This window comes from Rhodospirillaceae bacterium (genome assembly GCA_028819475.1).
Taxonomy (GTDB): Bacteria; Pseudomonadota; Alphaproteobacteria; order Bin65; family Bin65; genus Bin65.
In genome coordinates this window covers 149,354-168,759 of sequence record JAPPLJ010000036.1, presented here as the reverse complement: position 1 = coordinate 168,759, position 19,406 = coordinate 149,354, and the positions used below count along the sequence as shown (strand labels likewise).

Annotated in this window: 19 protein-coding genes, 1 tRNA gene and 1 pseudogene; 9 read left to right on the top strand and 12 right to left on the bottom strand. The window is 61.7% G+C overall.

Annotation, left to right across the window (positions count from 1 at the left end; genetic code table 11):
• Window positions 1–186 precede the first annotated feature (186 nt).
• On the bottom strand, window positions 187–492 hold the full coding sequence (locus OXM58_11850; GenBank protein MDE0149054.1) for a hypothetical protein: 306 nt from the start codon (window positions 490–492) through the stop codon (window positions 187–189).
• Window positions 493–1,148: 656 nt separating this feature from the next.
• Here OXM58_11850 and OXM58_11845 point away from each other — a divergent pair.
• From OXM58_11845 to OXM58_11825, 5 genes are all read left to right on the top strand, one after another.
• Window positions 1,149–1,898 carry a phage minor head protein gene (locus tag OXM58_11845; protein ID MDE0149053.1) on the top strand — a complete coding sequence of 250 codons (750 nt, stop codon included), beginning with the start codon at window positions 1,149–1,151 and terminating at the stop codon, window positions 1,896–1,898.
• A gap of 4 nt (window positions 1,899–1,902) precedes the next feature.
• A complete protein-coding gene (locus OXM58_11840) occupies window positions 1,903–2,379 on the top strand; it encodes a hypothetical protein (GenBank protein MDE0149052.1) in 477 nt (158 codons plus the stop codon).
• Window positions 2,380–2,821: 442 nt separating this feature from the next.
• Window positions 2,822–3,337, top strand: coding sequence for a helix-turn-helix domain-containing protein (locus OXM58_11835; protein MDE0149051.1), 516 nt, complete (start codon window positions 2,822–2,824; stop codon window positions 3,335–3,337).
• A 70-nt stretch (window positions 3,338–3,407) separates the two neighbouring features.
• Window positions 3,408–4,133: a hypothetical protein gene (locus tag OXM58_11830; GenBank protein MDE0149050.1), complete on the top strand. Its 726-nt coding sequence runs from the start codon at window positions 3,408–3,410 to the stop codon at window positions 4,131–4,133.
• Window positions 4,134–4,497: 364 nt separating this feature from the next.
• A complete protein-coding gene (locus OXM58_11825; protein MDE0149049.1) occupies window positions 4,498–5,127 on the top strand; it encodes a hypothetical protein in 630 nt (209 codons plus the stop codon).
• A gap of 277 nt (window positions 5,128–5,404) precedes the next feature.
• Here OXM58_11825 and OXM58_11820 read toward each other — a convergent pair whose 3' ends face one another.
• The gene (locus OXM58_11820) at window positions 5,405–6,709 is read right to left on the bottom strand and encodes an ATP-binding protein (protein MDE0149048.1); all 1,305 of its coding nucleotides are present in this window, start codon (window positions 6,707–6,709) and stop codon (window positions 5,405–5,407) included.
• Window positions 6,710–7,186: 477 nt separating this feature from the next.
• A complete protein-coding gene (locus OXM58_11815) occupies window positions 7,187–7,312 on the bottom strand; it encodes a hypothetical protein (protein ID MDE0149047.1) in 126 nt (41 codons plus the stop codon).
• Between the two features lie 168 nt (window positions 7,313–7,480).
• On the opposite strand from OXM58_11815, the gene OXM58_11810 reads away from it, so the two are divergent.
• Complete coding sequence (locus OXM58_11810) at window positions 7,481–8,887, top strand: hypothetical protein (GenBank protein MDE0149046.1); 1,407 nt, start codon at window positions 7,481–7,483, stop codon at window positions 8,885–8,887.
• Here OXM58_11810 and OXM58_11805 read toward each other — a convergent pair.
• The 4 genes from OXM58_11805 to OXM58_11790 all read right to left on the bottom strand — a co-directional run bounded on the left by OXM58_11805 (window position 8,862) and on the right by OXM58_11790 (window position 12,643).
• Window positions 8,862–9,725 (bottom strand): hypothetical protein, encoded by an 864-nt coding sequence (locus tag OXM58_11805; GenBank protein ID MDE0149045.1) that lies wholly within the window; start codon window positions 9,723–9,725, stop codon window positions 8,862–8,864. The genes OXM58_11810 and OXM58_11805 overlap by 26 nt on opposite strands.
• Window positions 9,686–9,775: transfer RNA gene (locus OXM58_11800), tRNA-OTHER, on the bottom strand. The genes OXM58_11805 and OXM58_11800 overlap by 40 nt, the downstream gene beginning before the upstream one ends.
• Window positions 9,776–10,188: 413 nt before the next feature.
• Entirely contained in the window at window positions 10,189–11,343 is a 1,155-nt protein-coding gene (locus OXM58_11795) for a tyrosine-type recombinase/integrase (protein MDE0149044.1), read from the bottom strand.
• Between the two features lie 244 nt (window positions 11,344–11,587).
• Entirely contained in the window at window positions 11,588–12,643 is a 1,056-nt protein-coding gene (locus OXM58_11790) for a zinc-binding dehydrogenase (protein MDE0149043.1), read from the bottom strand.
• A gap of 181 nt (window positions 12,644–12,824) precedes the next feature.
• On the opposite strand from OXM58_11790, the gene OXM58_11785 reads away from it, so the two are divergent.
• Window positions 12,825–13,439, top strand: a complete 615-nt coding sequence (locus tag OXM58_11785) for a hypothetical protein (protein MDE0149042.1) — start codon at window positions 12,825–12,827, stop codon at window positions 13,437–13,439.
• 59 nt (window positions 13,440–13,498) lie between these two features.
• On the opposite strand, the gene OXM58_11780 is transcribed toward OXM58_11785, so the two are convergent.
• The 4 genes and pseudogenes from OXM58_11780 to rpsF form a co-directional block, all read right to left on the bottom strand.
• Window positions 13,499–14,362 carry an IS1595 family transposase gene (locus tag OXM58_11780; protein ID MDE0149041.1) on the bottom strand — a complete coding sequence of 288 codons (864 nt, stop codon included), beginning with the start codon at window positions 14,360–14,362 and terminating at the stop codon, window positions 13,499–13,501.
• 302 nt (window positions 14,363–14,664) lie between these two features.
• A complete protein-coding gene (rplI, locus tag OXM58_11775; protein MDE0149040.1) occupies window positions 14,665–15,345 on the bottom strand; it encodes a 50S ribosomal protein L9 in 681 nt (226 codons plus the stop codon).
• 12 nt (window positions 15,346–15,357) lie between these two features.
• Window positions 15,358–15,585, bottom strand: coding sequence for a 30S ribosomal protein S18 (gene rpsR, locus OXM58_11770; protein MDE0149039.1), 228 nt, complete (start codon window positions 15,583–15,585; stop codon window positions 15,358–15,360).
• Window positions 15,586–16,013: 428 nt separating this feature from the next.
• Window positions 16,014–16,379 (bottom strand): annotated as a pseudogene (rpsF, locus tag OXM58_11765) (30S ribosomal protein S6).
• Between the two features lie 349 nt (window positions 16,380–16,728).
• On the opposite strand from rpsF, the gene fabD reads away from it, so the two are divergent.
• Together fabD and fabG are read left to right on the top strand one after the other, a co-directional pair.
• A complete protein-coding gene (fabD, locus tag OXM58_11760; GenBank protein ID MDE0149038.1) occupies window positions 16,729–17,670 on the top strand; it encodes an ACP S-malonyltransferase in 942 nt (313 codons plus the stop codon).
• Window positions 17,671–17,711: 41 nt separating this feature from the next.
• On the top strand, window positions 17,712–18,449 hold the full coding sequence (fabG, locus tag OXM58_11755) for a 3-oxoacyl-[acyl-carrier-protein] reductase (GenBank protein ID MDE0149037.1): 738 nt from the start codon (window positions 17,712–17,714) through the stop codon (window positions 18,447–18,449).
• An 11-nt stretch (window positions 18,450–18,460) separates the two neighbouring features.
• On the opposite strand, the gene OXM58_11750 is transcribed toward fabG, so the two are convergent.
• A complete protein-coding gene (locus OXM58_11750; protein MDE0149036.1) occupies window positions 18,461–19,381 on the bottom strand; it encodes a hypothetical protein in 921 nt (306 codons plus the stop codon).
• Window positions 19,382–19,406: the final 25 nt, after the last annotated feature.

The window sequence follows — 19,406 nt, the reverse complement described above, 5'->3', positions numbered from 1 at the left end:
CAGCTTGTCAAGAGACAGTAGTTCGGGCTGTCCGGTGAGGCAAAGATGAAGGCGATGGGGGAAGGTAATCGCGGGATGGGACAGGACAATGGGGTTGGAGTACGGACCGTCGATTGCCGACCCGCCGCCGCGGATACAGAGCTCGGCTGTGCGCCGGTCAGTATAGCGTCGAGGCGAGGCCGCATGCTACCGTTCCGGGCACCGACCGGCCTCGTCGACGATCGCGCAGCGCGACAGGCTGTCATGGACGAGGTCGCCGGGCGCGCGCGGCGAGCTTGAACGGCTCTGCGCTTGCCGGCTCGACCTGCGGTTCGTCACCGAAAACACCGCGCCCAACCGAAGGGCTGTGGCGCCGCTGCTCGACGGGTCGGACCTCGTGGCGATCTGGACCTCCACGGAGATTTCGCACAAGGCGACAGCGGTGCTGCGCGGACCGAAGGTCCGGAAGGTGCCGAGGCGCGGGGTGGCGGCGCTGGCGGAGGCTGTCCGCAAGCGGTGCGCCGCTGCAGGCGCCTGGGCCGCGAAAGGAGGATGCCGGAGGGCAGTTAACCTTGCGGCGCGGCCTCGGGACCCTCGCCGGACGCCGATGCCGGGAGGGATACGGCACGAGAGCGTACAGCTTCGCGCGCGATTTTTCCCGGATCAAGATTCAAGGAACACAAGCGCCGGAGAGGCGCGGAACCGGCGATATCACGTCTGGGTCTATAGCCGCACCGGCCGGATGTTCCACATACTCCGCCGCGCCTTCCGCTGTCGGAAGTCCGCCCGGACATGGGCATGGATACGTCGGCCGGGCCAGCCGTTCCGCATTTGGCGTTGCTACCTGCCGGACTGCCGCCTGTGCGTCTTTGAAGATGCTCCGGCCGTCGCCGGCGATCCCGGCAGTCTCCAACCGGCCGAACGCAGCTAGCCGTGACGCGATCGTCCCGTTCTGCCGGACTCGATCCACGCCGCATCGCGCCGTGGGACCCTTCCAGCAATCCGGCGACCCTGCCGGGGACAGGCGGAAGACAGCCATTTCCAAGAAAGTCGCGGAGATTTTCGCGGCCCGGAGATCGCCGGGGGAACGTTGAAGCCGGAGCGGGCAAGCCCTATCGTTGTCGGGAGAAATTTTTTTGGGGGAAGGCCGAAAAGTGTTGGGGTGGCTAATGGGCAAGCGCGAGCGCGGCGCCGACAGCATGGTTGCCAAGATCGAAGCCGGCGACCGCGTGCCGACACGGCAGCCGCTGGCCGTGCCGGCCAGTCTGCACGCAGCCTGCGAGGCCGTCCGCGCTGCGTGCGGAGCGGACCTGCTGGCCATGGACCGCGACCAACTGGACGCTTTTCTCTACCCGTTCGAGAAACGCGCCAGGCTCGGCAGGGCCGATGGTGAAATGTGCAAAACAGCGTACTCTGTCCGCAAATGGCGCAACATTGAGCGGGCTGCCGACAGCGGGCGCTATCTCCGGTTCGTCGCCGTCGCGGATCGGAACACGAGCGCGGAACATCTTGCGTGGCATGGGACGGTCCTGCCGATCGATCATCCCTGGTGGCAGACGCACTTTCCGCCGCTGCCAGGCTGCGCGCCGGCAGATGAACCGTACGGCTGCCGCTGCAACGTCATGCAATTGGCGGACCATGACTTGGAGGAGTTCGGCTACCGCGTTTCAGCCGGGCCGCCGGGCGAAGACATCGAGGCCGTTTTGCGCGCGGCCGTCGCGGAGGCCGCCGCGGCAGTCATCGAAAGCGCCGACACAATCGCGGACTGTTTCCGTCCCGATGACCAGGACAGCGCCGTTGCGGCGCTAGAGGCCGCAAACAGCATCGCCGGCGGCGGGGAGATTCTCGACGCAGCCGGGTGGGGGCTGGCTGGCGATGCATTGCGCGTCCTGCAAACCGCCGGCAAAGTCCGGCGATGACTAAATGCACGCGCCCATCCGATCGCTTGCCCTTGCCGCGTCCCTGGCGCTGCTCGCCGCCAGTCCGGCCGCAAACGCGCTGAACGAGCGGCAAAAGTGCGTGTATGTGCTGAAAGGCGAGGGCTGGCCCGACCGGCCCGACAGGATGGACGGCGACGGCCTGACCGCCGGTGATTGGTGCCTCGTACAGTGGGCCGGCCGCCGGAACTTGTCGTGCGCCAACCGGGGCGACGCAGCGGCGTTCTTGGACGTTAGACTTGAAATCTCTCGGCACACCATCCGGGGGCTGAAGCGGAATTCAGCCATGCGAAAGCGATATCGTGCCGCGGAGAGGCGGCACGCTATGGCGCCACCGGCCGCGCCGCCGCCAAGCCGGATGTGGGAGATCGAGCGGCTTACCGCCAAGTTGGCCGAGCAAAACCGCGTAACCGCTCTATACCGCGCCTGCTTGCGCACCCTAGACCGGCTGCGCTCGCACTGAAGCGCTTGAAGCTGCACCCGGTCGCCGGCCGGCCCCTGGCGGCGGTCGCCGGCAGTCCTGGCGGCCGTCCCTGTCGCGGCTGGCGGCGACGATCCCGGATCGGCGGTTGCCAGCCCTGCCGCTCCGGAGCATTTCCGATTGACCATAGAGGCGTGCGAAATGTCGATCGGATGCCGTTACGGCGAACCGCCCACACCATTACGTTTGGGTCATCCACGGCCGGGTGCCTAGACACCGGTGTCCGGTCAACCTTGGGTCTTGTTCGTGGGCTTGCAGGGAATACCGATTGAGGGCGTGCTTCTTTAGTGGACAGATGCGACCGTAACGAGCGGAAGTCTACGACTGCTGGGTCAGGTCGGTAACGTCCGGTGGGGTCGCCTTGATGTTCCCGGCGACGATGGCGATATAGCCGGGGTGAACCGGCGGCTGGAAGGCATCGATCATGAGCGGGAACGGAAACGGCGTGGCGGACAATGTAGTCCGGCTGCGCCCGGAAAAGGAAACCGGGCGGGCATCCGAGAAGAAATGGGGCGAGGAGGTCATCGCCCTGGGCTTCTGCATCGTCCCGTCGCTGCTGCTGCGGGCGCAGAACCGCTTGGGGCTCAACCCGACGCAGCTCGCCGTGCTGATGCAGCTCTGCGATTTCTGGTGGGAACGCGACCGGAAGCCGTATCCCGGCAAGGCCGTCCTGGCCGAGCGGTTGGGTCTCAGTGCCCGTCAGGTGCAGCGCCACATCGCGGACCTCGAAACGGCCGGCCTCGTCAAACGCATCGAGCGTCGGGCCATCCATGGCGGAAAGCTGACCAACATCTACGACCTCGGCGGGCTGGTGGCGCGGCTAAAGAAGCTCGAACCGGAATTCCGCGAGGTGGACGAAGCCGCCAGGACGGCCCGCAGGGCGGTCTCCAGGCGGGGATATCGCCGAAACCGAACCGGCGGTGCGGCCAAACCGTCATGATCGGGTCTGGGATTTAAACAAAAACCCCGGGCGCATACCGGGTGGCAGAGGCGGGTCCGGGGTGTACGCAATGAATATGGAGGACCGGGGGCCGGACGTCAACGACTTCTGCTACACGGACGAAATCCTCGACGATCTCGAGGTCTTCCTCTCGCGCGAGCGTCTCGGCACCTATCTCGACGCCACCCGGGAAAACCGGGAAGGGGCGGTCCGACTTCATGTCTGGAACACCGCGGTCAGCGCCGCCTTCTATGGACCGCTGCAGGGCCTGGAGGTCGCGCTGCGTAACGCCATGAACCGCACGCTTGGCGAACGATACGGCGCGGCCTGGTACGACAACGGTCGCGCGGGGCTTGACAGGGGCGCCCTGGAGCGGATCGCGAAAGCCAGGGCCGAATTGGCGCGGGACGGGCATCGGGACGATCCGCACCGGGTCGTGGCGGCGTTGTCGTTCGGGTTCTGGGTCTCGTTGCTGGGTCCCGGAGGCCGCGTGACCGCAGGGCGCAGGGCCAACTACGAAATGACGCTTTGGCGCCCGGCGCTGCGGGGCGCCTTTCCACATCGTGCCCCGCTGACCCGCAGGCAGGCTCACCGGCCGTTGAACGCATTGCGGACGTTGCGCAACCGGATCGCTCACCATGAACCGATATTCGCGCGGAATATCGTTGAAGACCATGAGCGGATTCTGGAGGTCGCCGGATGGATCTCGCCGGCAAGCCGGGCATGGATCGAACATCACAGCCGTGTCCCAACCGTTCTCGAAAATGCAGGCGGCGCCGGCGATATTCGGTTCTGAGAGGTCGCTGCTCCAGGTTCGGCGAACTGCCGGATCGCGAAAGGAGTCCGCCGTTCGCATCGGCGCTCCGGCACGGCCGGGAATTCCAGGCCCGATCAGTCGATCCCGGATCGATGTTACGAGGCAGCGCAATCGTACGATGCATGGCCAAGCCCGAGTCAGCCGAGCGCGGCGGCCGGGACGGCTACCGTGAAGGCGGAGTCGGGCGCGCGGAACCCCTGGAAGTTCACCACCAGGTCCTCGGCTTCGGGCACGCCCACCGCCTACGCCCTGGGCAGCTCGCGGCGCGCGGCGCGGCCGTCCGCTTCCGCAACGGCACATGACCGGCGGTCACGGATGATGACGAAAAAGGGTTTGGATAAAGATGCTCAATTTCGAAGAACAATTGCGACAGCTCGAAGAGCAAGACGAATGGACTGCCCGGGTACTCGGCAGATTTCAATTGGCCTGGGCAGACATTGAAAGGGATATCCGCACTCTTTGGTTGATGCGGGTAGGCGAGAATGAATTTCGACGGCAAGACACGCAAACCCTCCAAGAACGGCGAAAGCGCCTGCCTGGGCAGAAGTTTCAAAAACTGGTCAAATGCACCGTTCCGGACCGGGAGTTGCAAGCCTTTTGGCTGTTTCCCGAGCATTGGCTGATTCCTGAGCATTTGAGAGAATCCCCCAAATTCACCGTTCCGGGCGGGAATCTACATACTTGGCTGCTGGACAATTGGCCGACACGCAATTTGGTAATCCATGGATGCCTGGGACAAAAAATCGATTTCAGCGGGCCGTCGATACCGTTCATTTCGGATGCTGACGAAATGGCAATGATGCTAGCCGCAGAGCCCGGTGAAAATACAGTCTCTTTCAGGGAATGGATTGACGTGGAAGACCTGGTTCCCCTTACTGAAGAAGCACAGCAGGTAAAGTTCCACCTGATGCAGGTGCACAGGATGGTGCTTCACAATGGAGTCAGCTGCTTCCCTCTCCGGGATCCGGCCTGACCCCCGGCGCGCGGACGCCCATGCAAGTGAACCGCTTCCGGCATGGCGCTTGGCCGGCGGGCGCCGTCGTTGACTCCCGCCAGGGGCCGCCACACCGCACACACCTCGAAATTAGAAACCCGGGAATCCTGTCATTGTACCGTATGCGGGCGCCCCACTTTCCAGCAGAGCCGCAGATTCGAGCAACCGGTATGGCACGCGCCCCGCCGCCCTGACGTCCTCCTCCCGCGTCAGCCAGTTCAGCGTGGGCATGAGCTATTGCTTCCGACCAGTCCAATCATGCCGGCACGATCTCCAATGCTCCTTGAACTTCAGCTATATCCCCTCCAAGGAAATTCCAGAAATCTCTCTCGAATAAGGAAACGGTTCTATGAATATCTCTGGAATCGTTCAGAAAATATTCAGGAAAGCACTGATTTTCTTGCCCAACGTAACTGAATGTATCTACTCGAAACATGCCAGACGCATCGACAAACAGCTTCTCAGCGGTGACTACAAGTTGCAATTGAACGACAAATTCGGCGCCAGGCGCGTCCGCTTGCTGCCTAATTTGATCCGACCATACCAGTATCTGCGCCAGTATCGAGGCGGGCACACCTGCATATAGACTGCCTTCGTGTTCTCCTCCATAGTTGCTGTAGAGTCGGGTTGCGAATAAGCTGATCTCTAAATTGCCACTGCAGTAGATCTCGGAATAGGCGTGCTGTTCTACTTTACTGCCCCACGTCCAACTGTCTTCAGAGCGAGCGGCACGTAGCAAGGGCCGCCAGTTTTCGAATGAAACTTTATGATGATCTTCAACTGCACCTATTGACCATTTTTCATCATCTTTCGTACGATTAAGCTTAATCTTGGGCGGACGCAATTCCGGTATCAGTCTACTGGCGCTAAAGAGAGAGTCTAGTTTAATTTCATCGCCAACGGGAAGAGCCGTAACGCGAAACCCGAAGGCGTCATTGGGGATAGTCAGACGCTTGAATTCCTCCTCAAATTTCGCAGCCCGCTCCCGCAGCCGCCGTTCCAGCCGCTCCGTGTCACGCGCCAGATTGAGGGTCATGTCCCGGATTTCTCGCATGCTCAGGGGTTCGCACCGGTCGGCGCGCCGGATCGGGCACACCAGCGTGGACGTAACACGATGAGGGCCGAGACGCGACTGGCTCGTTCGGAACACGATGACCCCGTCGTCGCCGTTCGTCGGGACCGGGACGATATCGAGCGTTGGGAGTTGCGGTTCGACGGAATCGCGGAACACCAGCCTGAAACGCTCCCCCAAGTCAGCGCAGCGCGGCAGCGGCGTCACGTTCGCAGCGACGGGCGGTTTGGCTCCGTCCTCCGCAATGCCGAGCACCAAGGCGCCGCCATAGGCATTGGCGAACGCCACCACCTCTTTCAATATTTCGTTTCTGGCCCTGTCGCCGATTCTACCATCGCCCTGGATCCAGGGATCGGGATCGCCGGTGCCCCTTGCCGGCAAGCTCTCCTTGAACTCGATCTGCGCCCCTTCCGGCACGCTTTCGTCGATCAGTGCCTGAATATCGCCTGCATCAATCCGGTCGGCCGGTTTGGAGAGGACAGCGGTCATGAGAATTTCATTCCAATGGACAAGGGTCCAAGTTATTCGGAGAAACCGGATTTGAAAACTGCATCCGTCGAAGGGCTCGTGTATTCTTGCCGGCCCGCGATGCAGCGACGGTGATTCTGGCTAAGGCGCGAATGGCGGCCGGTCGTGTCACTGCCACAAAAGAGGAAGCTCCGGGGCCTAGCCTCCAGATTGCGTTTTGTTGGTGTATCTTCCAATCCCTCGCCGGCGCTTCCAAGCTGCCGGGGCGCTCGCCGGTCTTTTGGTTGCGCCTGTGTGTCGGGGCGGGGTAGGTCCGCTCGAACAGCGGGCGGCGGCTCATCCGTTCAGCCGTGTAGGCCATGGCGCGGGCGATGACGGCCGCCGCACTGGCGGCGGAATCGCGAAGCGCCGCTTCGTCGAAATGGGCGTAGATTGCCGTGGTGGCGCGCTAGCGGTGGCCGAGCAGATTGCTCAAGGCGGTCAGCCCGACGCCGTTCATTACACCCTGCGGATTCCGGCAAGCACCCGCAGCTTCAGCCGGCCGCGGCCGAGGTCGGCCGCTGGCGCCGTGCCCTGGTCGTCGGGAAAGACGACCGCATTGATCCGATCCGTGATCAAGGCCACTGATGGGGCTTGCTTCAGAAGCTTCGTTGGAGGGTAGAGGTATTGCACGGGCTCGATGGGCTCCCCCCTGAGGCCTCGGCAGACTAAGTTGAACTATTGAATTGGCACACAAGTGCTCAGGGCCGTCCCCGACACGGGGATCCAGACAACGGACCGTATACTCCGATCATGAAACGCATTTCGCTGGTCCGCTTTGATGCCCTTGCTGGATACGCTCGGCAGCCGATGGCTCGTTTTCAGGCCGAGGAGGTGAGTTGGTTTGAGCTACCCTCCGGGGCTATCGTTGGGGCTGTCATTCGCGACAGGTCGGACCACGATTTCGGGGGTATCGTCTTCGCACGCGACGCAAAACTCAGATTTCGCTGTGTCAACGTCACGAAATTTGAGACCTCGGTTCGCAGAGCTGAAGCAACGCTGAGGCGTGCCATGGAGGAAGCTGCTCTAGCGCCGCCAGAAAACCACTACCAAGGTGATGAAAAGGGTCATCCGGTTGATTTCTTTTCGTTCGCTCGTCCCTTGAAAACTCTTAATTCGGACTTTCTGCAATTGGCAAAATTGGAAGCATACTCACCTGCTAGAGAGATTATTAAAGTTATGATGCGATGGTATGAGGATGCAGATGGCAATTTCATTGAGCAGTTCCAGACGACTGGATTCGATCAAAGGATTTGGGAGCTATATCTCTTTGCTGTTTTCACGGAGATGGGCTACCAGCTCGAGCAAAACGAGCCTATCCCTGACTTCATATGCTCAGGCATAATGGGATCGTTTGCTGTTGAAGCGGTTACGGTCGGACCAACGCGACGGGGCAGAACGGTTATTGACCCGCCGCCACTCACTAGCCCTGGTGAAATCCAAACTTATCTCACGCAATACATGCCAATTAAATTTGGAAGCGCACTATTTTCTAAACTAAAAAAGGAATATTGGAAGCATTCAAACGTGGCAGGAAAGCCTCTTATTTTTGCAATTGAAGATTTTTCCTCGCCGGCTTCTTTGATCCATAGCCGCTCTGCTCTTGAGCGTTATGTTTATGGATACCAGTATGATTGGAGCTTTAATTCACATAACAGTTTAATCATAACACCAAAGAAAATAATGGTGCACTCCTGGGACGGAAAAGAAATTCAATCAGGATTTTTTGATCTACCCGGGGCAGAGAACATTAGCGCCATTCTCTTCAGCAATAGCGGAACGATAGCAAAATTCAATCGCATGGGCATTTTGGGCAACTTCGGTTCGAAACGCGTTCTTTTGGTTCGTGAAGGTACATGCGTTGATTTTGATCCCAACGCCGTAGAGCCCAAGAATTTTCGCCATGTAGTTAATACTCCCAACTATTCAGAGTCGTGGGCCGAGGGTCTGGATGTATATCACAACCCGAAAGCAATAACTCCACTCGATCCTGAGTTAATGCCAAGCGCCGCCCACCATTTCCTCCAGAAAGATGGTACAATCGTCAGCAATACACCAGACTGGCATCCACTTGCTTCAGTAACGGCTCACTTTGCGCCCGTCGACGTCGAATCTGAGGTCAAGAGAATAATGGCTAAGAATGTTGATCGAGGCTTGTAGATTGTGGAGCGTCTGGATCGTAGTGTAGGAGATAGGATTCCAACAAGTATGGTGCGCGAGACTTAAAATGACGGCATACTGATGCTTTGTATTTTTCGGGAGAGGTTTCGGCCTCAATTTTCTTCAACATTGGGCGAAGTTCGTAATGATCTAGCCACGCCTCTAGTTCCGGCTTACTAAGATTCGATTGAATAGTGCGGTCAATTTTTCTTGCAAGATTGATTGTCATTGCAATCAGGCATGAAATATCCTTAAGCGTCGGCCTCTGTTCATCAAAGTGAGAAAGAAGTCTAATGACATTTAGGTCTCGATATTCTTGTGAAATTATATCCATATTGTTTAACAAAATTCGCTTTTGGCGTGCGGCCAATTTTGCGTTTGAGCTTGGGTGTACAACTCGATTTCGCCAATGTACCAGTAGCACTGCTGCAGGGATCAGATAGTCGTCTTTGTCAAGAGCTGCAGTAGCGACGGATGTAAGTCTTTCCGCTACAGAAGTATATGAGTCCCATTTTTTTCGCACATCCTCAAACGAGGGCAATACGCTCACAGCAGCAATAAACTGATTGATTGTCTCGGACGCGCGCACCATTACACTTTCGAGAATAAATTTTCGAGTCTCTCGAGCGGCGCACTTTTGATTTCGCGGAGCCCAAGAAACATCTAATGTATCTGGTTTAGGATACCCTTCTTCTACAGCGTGTAGTCCGACGACCGAAGTATTCATATAGAATACCGCCGGACCAATTTCTTGAAGTAGGGAATGCAGAGCTTGAGAGTGAACCTTAGTTGTAGATAAGACGTCGTCGGGAATCGAACCCGCTCTTCCTGCTTTCATTGGTGGTAGTCCCATACTCGGCAGGTGTGCTGCCATTACACTACGACGTCGTCGGTACGGTAGCGGAAATAGAGGATGTGCACCACAGAAAAGTGACGAGTACGGAAAATACATCGCTCGGGCTTGACTGGGGTGCTTAGCAAATAGCCCTGATGGACGGTGATAGGTCAGGAGGAGGCGCGGGCGCGCCAAGGTGGACAGAGATGGCTGGTTTACACGGGCGTTCAGGTAGGCTGTCGGCAAGACTCCGCACAGGGCGTCCATTGGCATGTGCAGGTCGGCGGAGCCATTGTGGGCTGACAGATGGCGTACCGCCAGGATCAGTGTTTCATCGGAGAGCGACAGCACTTTACCGAAGATTGGCGCTATCGCTCGGTGCCGAAGTTTGACCCTATATGGCCACGGGAAATCAATGAATTAGCGCGCCGATCAGCGCTCAACCTGCGAGCCGATCATCATTCCGCTACCCGGACACCGCTGCGATCCGGTTGGCGATGCGGTTGGCGGCTGACTTGAGCGGGTCGTTGGCGAGGTGGGCGTAGCGGGCGGTCATGTGCACGTTGGTGTGGCCGAGCAGCTTGCCGATCATCGGCAGACCCTCGCCGACCAGCAGGCCGCCGCTGGCATAGCTGTGCCGCAGGTCGTGGATGCGCACGCCCTCCAGCCCGGCCCGCCGGCGGATGCGCTGCCAGTAATGGTGCAGGTCCTTCATCGGCCGGCCGGGCGCGCTCCCGGCGATGACGAAGGGATCGCCGTCGCGCCGCGGGATGGCGCGCAGCACGGCGATCGCCGGGTCGCCCAGATGCACCGTCTTGGCCCCGGTCTTCGAATCCGGCAGGCGCAGCTCCCCGGCCTCCAGGTCGACATGGTCCCAGTGCAGGGTCAGGATCTCCGCGCGCCGGCAGCCGGTCAGCATCAGCAGGCGGATCGCCGCCACGACCTCGGGCGGCTCCAGCCGCTCCTCCTCGCCCGCCTTCAGGGCGGCGCCGAGGCGCGCGTATTCCGCGTCGGACAGGAAGCGCTCGCGCTTCTCCTCGCGGAACCGCCTGACGTGCCGGCACGGATTGGAGCCGTCCGGGCGCAGGCCCCAGACCTCGGCGAGCGTGAACAGGCGCGACAGGATCTGGACCGTCCGGTTGGCCTGGTAGGGCGTCGCCCGCAAGGCATGGTGCAGGGCGACGATGTCGGCGCGCTCGATGTCGGCGACCCGGCGGCTGCCGAGCCTGGGAACGACATGGTTCACCAGCGCACTGCGGTAGACCGTCCGGGTCCCCGGCTTGCAGTGGGCGGGGACATACTCCTCCAGGAACCGCTGCGCCAGCTCGGCCACGGTCGGCCCCCGGCTGCCGCGGCCGCCGGCCGCTGCCGGGTCCCGGCCGGTGCGCGCCGCGGTGATGATCTCGGCGGCCCGGGCCCGCGCCTCGGCCGGGGCGATCGGGCCGTGCGGCCCGATGGTGGTCTTTACGACCCGGCCCCTGTGGCGGTACTTGACGATGTAGACCCGCTTGCCGGTCGGATGGACGCGCACGCCGAAGCCCTTGATCTCGTCGTCCCAGACGACACGCTCGCGCTCCTGGGGTCTGAGGGCGTCGACGACGCGCTTGGTGATTCGAGGCATGACAGCTGCTATCCTGGCTGAGCAATGCGGTACCCGATAGGTACCCGGAATACGCAATTCGGGGTGCAGTGTAGAGCAAGGGATGTCGCGCCGTAAACCTCTTATCTCACTGAAAAACACGAAGAAAAAGCAAGCCCGTCGACAAGAGGCACCGCTCTCGCTTAGATATCTCCGCTCCGCCGCCCGTTGGGCGGCTCCGGTCGATATGACGACGGTCGGTGTGCGAGGCGGCGACTCTGCCCCGTCACCCGCACAGCGCGGGATCGACGGCGACGGCGATCTTGCCGGTCTGTTGGCCGGATTCGAGATAGGCCAGGCCGTCGGGCACCTGTTCGAGCGGCACCACCCGGTCGATCGCCGGCACGAACAGCTTGCGTTCGGCGGCGTCAACCAGGGTGCGGAATTCCTCGAAATTGCCGATGGTCACGCCGATGATGTGCAGCTGGCGGATGAAGACCCGCTGGAGATCGGCCGGCGGGTTGGGCCCGGTGGTCGCGCCGAAGACGACGAGGCGGCCGCCGCCGACCAGCGCCCTGAGCGATATACCCCAGGTGTCCGCCCCGACATTCTCGATCACCACGTCGACGCCGCGCTTCGCCGTGAACCGCCGCACTTCGGCCAGCACGTCCTGCTCCCGGTAGTTGATCGTATGCGTGGCGCCGCGCTCCCGCGCCGCGGCCAGCTTGGTGTCGGAAGAGGAGGTGACGATGGTCCTGGCCCGCCGCATGGCGCAGAACTGCAGGGCGGCCGTCGAGCCGCCGCCGCCAACGCCGTGGATCAGCACCCAGTCCGCGGAGCGCACCTGCCCGGCGGTGGTCACCGCGCGCCAGGCCGTGAGATAGGCGGTCGGCAGCACGGCGGCTTCCAGGAAGCCGAGATCGTCGGCGATCGGGAAGGCGCAGGCCTCGGGCATCGCGATATAGTCGGCGAAGCAGCCGTCGATATTCTCGCCGGGAATGGCGCGGGAGAAGGACAGCATCTGGTCGCCGCGCCGGGTGAATTCGTCGAGGCCGTAGCGCGCCGGGTAGATGACGACCCGCTCGCCGACCCGGCGCGCCGTGCAACCGGGGCCGAGCGCCTCGATGACGCCGGCGCCGTCGACGCCGAGCGTGAGCGGCAATCCGTGGCGGAAGCCCGAGCCGTCGTTGGCCATGTAGAGGTCGACCCGGTTCAGGCCGGCCGCCGCGATCCGGATCAGCACCTCGCCATGGCACGGTTCCGGCTTCGGCCGCCGGCCGACCGTCAGGCTGCCGATCCCCTCGTGCCCCTCCAGAAAGGCGGCGCGCATCGTCTCCGTCATACTTCTCCCCTTTGACGCCGGTGTGCGCCGCCTGCCTGCCGGTGACGCGCCGCCGGACCAAGGATCATTTTGCCGCGACGACGGACTCCGTACGGTTCGGAGACACTCTTCGGACTGTCATGAAATGTCATGACGCTATTATAACCTTGACATAAGGGGCGCGTCATGACATGAAAACTGAATGGACACAAAACACAGAGCGGTCGGCGCCTCTATTAGCGCTGGATGGCTGGCAATATTTGGTCGAGAGCTTATCACCCTCGACCCGCAAAGGACAATAGACGTGTTGGGCGATATTGTTAGCCCAGCATCGCTGTTTTTGGGCTTGGTTGTGATTGGGTGCGGCGGGTTAGTGTATTACGGATGGCCGGTCGTTTATTGGGCAGGAACGTATGGCCGGAGAAAAGCAAAGCGGCAAGAAGTACGAAATAGAGAAATGGAAGAGAAAGCGAATAAGGAGAGAAAAAGGCAAATTGAAGCAGAGCAGCGTTCTAAGGACCGGGCTGTAAACACATTAGAATTGCTGCAAGGCCTTTGTAATTCAATCTTAAAAAATCGCCAAAGACGCAGTATTGGACCGGTAAGCAAGGAAATTGAACACGAGACAACTGCTAAAGTGCTAATAAAGAAATTACTAGAGGCCGGCATAATTACACCAGAATTCTCTACTGAAAGCTACTACCTACTCCACGTTAGGGTGAGCAAGCTAATTCCATACGTCAGAATGTATGGTATTGAACGCGGCAAGAAACAAATTCCAGAAATATTAAAAGACGAGGAATATGATGATGAATGATCGATTTAGCGAAGCCGACACTTGGCGGCGCTTCCATGCGCTCTGCGATGCGATGTTTGCTAAAGGCTCGCCACCAACTCGGCGAACATCGAAGCGGGCCGCTTCCGGCGATTGTAGCGGAACTCAAACTCGCCCAGATACTTCGACAAGTGCTTCTTCGAAACCCAAACGTGCGTCCCACGGATCGACCGCTTCAGGATCAACCAGAAAGCCTCAAGGTTGTTAACGTGATCGATTCCGCGCACATATTCTTTCGACCGATGCTCGACCGTTCCGTGGCTGTAGCCCATCTTCGGCAGCGCCCGGTATGGCATCCATTCGTCGGTGCTGATGTGCGAACCTGGGGCAACGTGCGCCCGGACATGCGGGAAAAGATCGCGGCGCCCAGCGGCTTCGACAACGCGGGTAATGACCTCGCCCTCGCGCTCCAGCATTCCAAAGACGATGGCCTTCTTTGTGCCGCGTCCGGTCAGCCCCTTCTTCTTTCCGCCAACAGCGCGCCCGCCGATGTAAGCTTCGTCCAGTTCCACAATTCCGTCCAACGTACCGTCGCCGTCAACCTTCGCCATGTACTGCCTGATAACGTGGCCCATGCGCCAAGCCGACTTGTAGGAAATATCCAACTGGCGCTGCAATTCCTTAGCCGAAACACCGTGGCGCGACGTTGTAAAAAGGAACATCGCGTAGAACCACTTGTGCAGCGGCAGATGCGTCCGCTCCATTGGAGTGCCGACTGTCGGGTGCAGATGATGGCCGCAATGTTCGCAGACGTACCCGCGCTCCTTGGTCATGCGGTAAAACTTCCCCTGCTTCCCGCATTTAGGGCAATCCAGTACCGTTCCGCCGTAGCGCACCTTCATGATGTGCCGAAGGCAGGCTTCATCGTCGGGAAACTGTTTCTGGAACTGGTAAAAGCCGGTCATTGTCGTCTCCTTTCACCGCATATGGTGATTGGATCGTCTTATGTCAAGGTTATAATAGCGTGTCATGATTTGTCATGTCCGGCTTCCCGGCCGTCCAAATTGCCTACAGTCGTCATTCCGACCGGAGCGATCGGAACGATCGCGCAGTGGAGGAATCCCGTCGCCGTCGTTCGGGGCTGGTGTTTCGTGCCGAGCCGGGATCCCTCCACTCCCTTCGGTCGGTCGGGATGACGGGAGAGAGTGTGCGCCGGGCGGGATGACGGGAAGGGGTGTGCGGCGCAGATCGACCGCCGCCGGCAATTTCAGCCCGGCTGTTCGACCGCGACCGGGTCGAGCATCGCCCGGCGGGCGGCTTCGGCGGCAGCCTCGGCCTCGGCCTCCGCGGCCTTGGCGGCTTCGCGGGCGGCGCGGCGCTCCTCGCGGTCCATCATGGCAATGGCGACTTCGTCGTTGAGCGTATCCTCGTCGCCTTCGGCCCGGCCGAGCACCACCGGGTCTTCGCCGCGGGCGGCGCGTTCGGCCTGCATCTGCGCTTCCTCCGGCGAGCGCGCGACGTTGACCGTGACGGTCACCGACACCTCCGGATGCAGCACGACGCGGATCGGGAACACGCCGAGCATCTTGATCGGATGTTCGATGACGACCTGGCGCTTGTCGACCGTGTAGCCGGCTTCGGTGAGGCCGTCGGCGATGTCGCGCGCGGAGACCGAACCGTAGAGCTGGCCGGCCTCGCCGGCGTTGCGGATCGCCGTGACGGCTGCACCCTCCATCTTTTCGACGACCGATTCGGCTTCGGCCTTGCGGGTCAGGTTGTCCGCTTCGAGCTGCGCCTTGCGCGCCTCGAACAGGGCGACATTGTCGTCGGTCGCGCGCAGCGCCTTGCGTTGTGGCAGCAGGTAGTTGCGGGCAAAGCCGGGCTTGACGGAGACGATATCGCCCATCTGGCCGAGCTTCTCGATCCGCTCGAGCAGGATCACGTCCATGGCGCAGCCCTCCTAGCCCGAAACGTAGGGGATCAGGGCCAGGAAGCGCGCGCGCTTGATCGCCCGGGACAGCTCGCGCTGCTTCTTGGCCGAAACCGCGGTGATGCGGCTCGGCACGATCTTGCCGCGCTCCGACATGAAGCGCTGCAGCAGCTTGACGTCCATATGGTCGATCTTCGGCGCGTTCGGGCCGGAGAAGGGGCAGCTCTTGCGGCGGCGGAAAAACGGGCGGCGGGCCATCAGGCGTCTCCCCCTTTGCTTTCGGCGGTCTTTTCGGCGGCCTCGTCGGCGGCGTCATTGGCCGAGTCTTCAGCGGCTTCCGCGGTGTCTGTAGGGGAGGGTTTCAAACCCTCCCCTACGGTTTCCTCGGCGGACTCTTCGGCAACTTCTTCAGCGGGCGTTTCTTCGGCAGGCGCTTCTTCGGCGGCAGCCGCCTCGACCGGCGCTTCTTCGGCGGCGGCCTCGGCAGGCGCCGCTTCAGCCGTTTCCCCTGCGGAGTCTTCGGCCGGTTTCCCGGCGGCTTTTTCGGTGGCTTTTTCGGCGGCCTCTTCGACTGGCGCTTCTTCGGCTGGCTTTTCTTCGGCCGGCTTTTTCGCAGGAGCGTCTTCGGCGGGCGCCTTGCCGGCCGCCTCCTTCTCCGCGGCAGCCGCCCGCTCGGCCCGGCGCTCCTCGTCGCGCCGGCTGCGCCGCTCGCCGCGGTCGCGCCGTTCCTCGCGCCGCTGCATCATGATCGACGGGCCCTCGTTCAGCTCGTCGACCCGCAGGGTGAGTTCGCGCAGCACGTCGGCGTTGAGCCGCATCAGGCGCTGCATCTCGTGCACCGCGGATGCCGGCGCATCGATATTCATCAGCACATAATGCGCCTTGCGGTTTTTCTTGACCCGGTAGGCGAGATTTCGGAGGCCCCAGTATTCCCGCTTCTTCACCTCGCCGCCGCCCTCGGCGATCGTTTCGGCGAAGCCGTCGCTCAGGGCATCGACCTGGCTGGCGGCAATGTCCTGGCGCGCGAGATACACGCATTCGTAATACGGCAAAACAAACCCTCCTTACGGCTGTTTCGCGACCTGCCGCTTTGTTTTCCGGTTTCGGTGCCGGCCCTCTCCCCCGCCCGGCCACCCATTCAAGGATAATCCCGTTGGGTGGCCGGGCGGGGGAGAGGGCCGGTGCAGCAACAGAAAACTTCAAGCCGCACAGGTCTAGCCGGAGTCTCGGAACGACGTGCCCTCACCCCGGCAAGGAGATATGGCAAGCGCGGAATATACGGCGGGGCGTATCCGGCGCAAGGGTCCGGCCCGGCACGCTATTGCCGCATGTCGGCCCGTGACAACGGTCAGAGGTCCGGGCTAAGAACCGGCGACCCGCGACACGGCAGCAAGACAGGTCATGGCAGAGCGCATTTTCGTCTTTCCGGGGCAGGGTTCCCAGGCCGTCGGCATGGGCCGGGACCTTGCCGAGGCTTCGGCCGCCGCCCGGCTGGTGTTCGAGGAGGTGGACGATGCGCTGTCGCAGAATCTCTCACGGCTGATGTTCGACGGGCCGGGCGAGGAGCTGACGCTGACCGAGAACGCGCAGCCCGCCCTGATGGCGGTCAGCATGGCCGTCCTGCGCACGCTGGAGGAGGCCGGCCTGGCGCTGGCCGAGAAGGCGCGCTTCGTCGCCGGCCATTCGCTGGGCGAATATTCGGCGCTGTGCGCGGCCGGCGCGTTTTCCCTCGCCGATACCGCCCGGCTGCTCAAGGCGCGCGGCCGGGCGATGCAGGCGGCTGTGCCGGTCGGCGACGGCGCGATGGCCGCCCTGCTCGGCGCGGCCCTGGAGCAGGCGGAAGAGGCGGTGGCCGCGGCGGCGGGGGACGAGGTGTGCGCCATCGCCAACGACAACGCGACCGGCCAGGTCGTGATCAGCGGCCATGCCGGCGCCATCGACCGGGCGATCGCGGCGGCGCAGGACATGGGCGTGCGCCGGGCGATGAAATTGCAGGTGAGCGCGCCCTTCCATTGCAGCCTGATGCAGCCGGCCGCCGACGTCATGGCCGAAGAACTGGCGCGGGTGCCGCCGGGCATGCCCGCCGTGCCGCTGGTCGCCAACGTGACGGCGCAGGCGGTGAGCGACGGCCCGACGATCGGCGGCCTGCTGGTGCAACAGGTCACCGGCCTGGTGCGCTGGCGCGAGAGCATGCTGTTCGCCCGGGACGAAGGCTGCTCCGAACTGGTCGAACTGGGCGCCGGCAAGGTGCTGGCGACCATGGCGCGGCGCATCGACCCGGAGATCACAGGAACGGCGGTCAATTCGCCGGACGATATCGACACATTCCTCGCCGCCGCCTGACCGGCCGCGCGGCTCATCGGAACGGCAACCGGAAAAGCACCATGTTCGACCTTACCGGCAGGACCGCCCTCGTCACCGGCGCCTCGGGCGCCATCGGCGGGGCCATCGCGACAGCCCTGCACGCCCAGGGCGCTTCGGTCGCCCTCTCCGGCACCCGGCGCGCGGCGCTGGACGCGCTCGCTGCTGAGTTGGGCGAGCGGGCCCATGCCGTGCCCGCCAACCTCGGCGATGCGGAAGAGACCGAGGCGCTGCCCGGCCGGGTCGAGGCGGCGCTGGGCGACCTGCACATCCTGGTCAACAATGCCGGGCTGACCCGGGACATGCTCGCCCTGCGCCTGTCCGACGAGCAGTGGCAGAGCGTGCTCGACGTCAACCTGACCTCCGCCTTCCGCCTGAGCCGCGCCGCCCTGCGCGGCATGATGCGCCGGCGCCACGGCCGGATCGTCAACATTGCGTCGATCGTCGGCGTCACCGGCAATCCCGGCCAGGCCAACTATGCCGCCTCCAAGGCCGGCATGATCGGCATGACCAAGAGCATGGCGGCCGAGGTCGCCGCGCGCGGGGTGACGCTCAACTGCATAGCACCGGGCTTCGTCCGCTCGCCCATGACCGACGCGCTGAGCGAGCAGCAGCAGGCCGGCCTGCTCGAACGGATACCGGCCGGACGGATCGGCGAGCCCGCCGACATCGCCGGTGCCGCGGTCTTCCTGGCGAGCGACGAAGCGGCCTGGGTCACCGGCCAGACGATCCACGTCAACGGCGGGATGGTCATGGTTTGAGGGGCGGGTTACTACTTTTCGGTAATGGTAATCTCTAATTTGCCGTCTGGGAGAATTAAGCACCGTGCCCGATGCTGAATCTCAACGTCGAAGCTGTTCTTCGTGGAGAACTCCTGAATGACGGTGCGGTTTCCGTTGTTGTGGACTTTCGTTGCGTATCCGAAGAAGTGATGCATATCGAGCGTCGAGGAATGTAAGACTCGGGCTTGTATAGCCCGTTCACATGCTTGCCGAGATTGAGCCTCCGGATAGGGTGTAGGAACTGTAAGAGAAGTGCCGCTCTCTACTTCGTCAGGAGTGAACCAGACATTGAAAGATGGGCCTCCATTCCTAGCTTTACAGGTGACGTAGTAAGCGCCTTTTCGTGAACCGCTGCGGTATCCATCGATAATTTCGGCGCAGTTGGCTTCGTCCTTTAGAACCTTGAGCGCGCCGCGCTTTACAATTTGCTTTTCTCCATCGGTGAATTCGTTCTCGCCATCGATATCCCAGAGCAACCCGGCTTTCATGTTGTCGGAGGCCCGGCTAGTGACAAACTGCTTATGGACCCAGCCGGTCTCCCAATTGACCACCTTGCCATCCGCCTTGACGATCCGGACTTGTACCCATTCGACTGTTTCACACCGACCTTCGAGCAACATGGATGGCCAAAGGGTGCGGTAATGGGTCTTTCCAAGTACACGGGAAGCCTTCCGATTGACTACACGGGCCTGATTGTTGCCCGGCCCTACCCGAATATTGATGTTTCTGCCCTTAACAAAAAATGTGCCCGAAACTGGGGTGCCCCGTTCGCAGCTAGCTAAGAGGCTCTTGGGCACTTTAGGTTCAGAGCGGTTTATGGCCGATGTATGGTCTTGGTCGTCACGACTTGCAAGAATGCCAATGAGACCCAGAATACCGACTAGGACAGCTAAGCTCTTTAGAATCTTCACAGCTTCTCCGTAAGGCCGTCTTCTC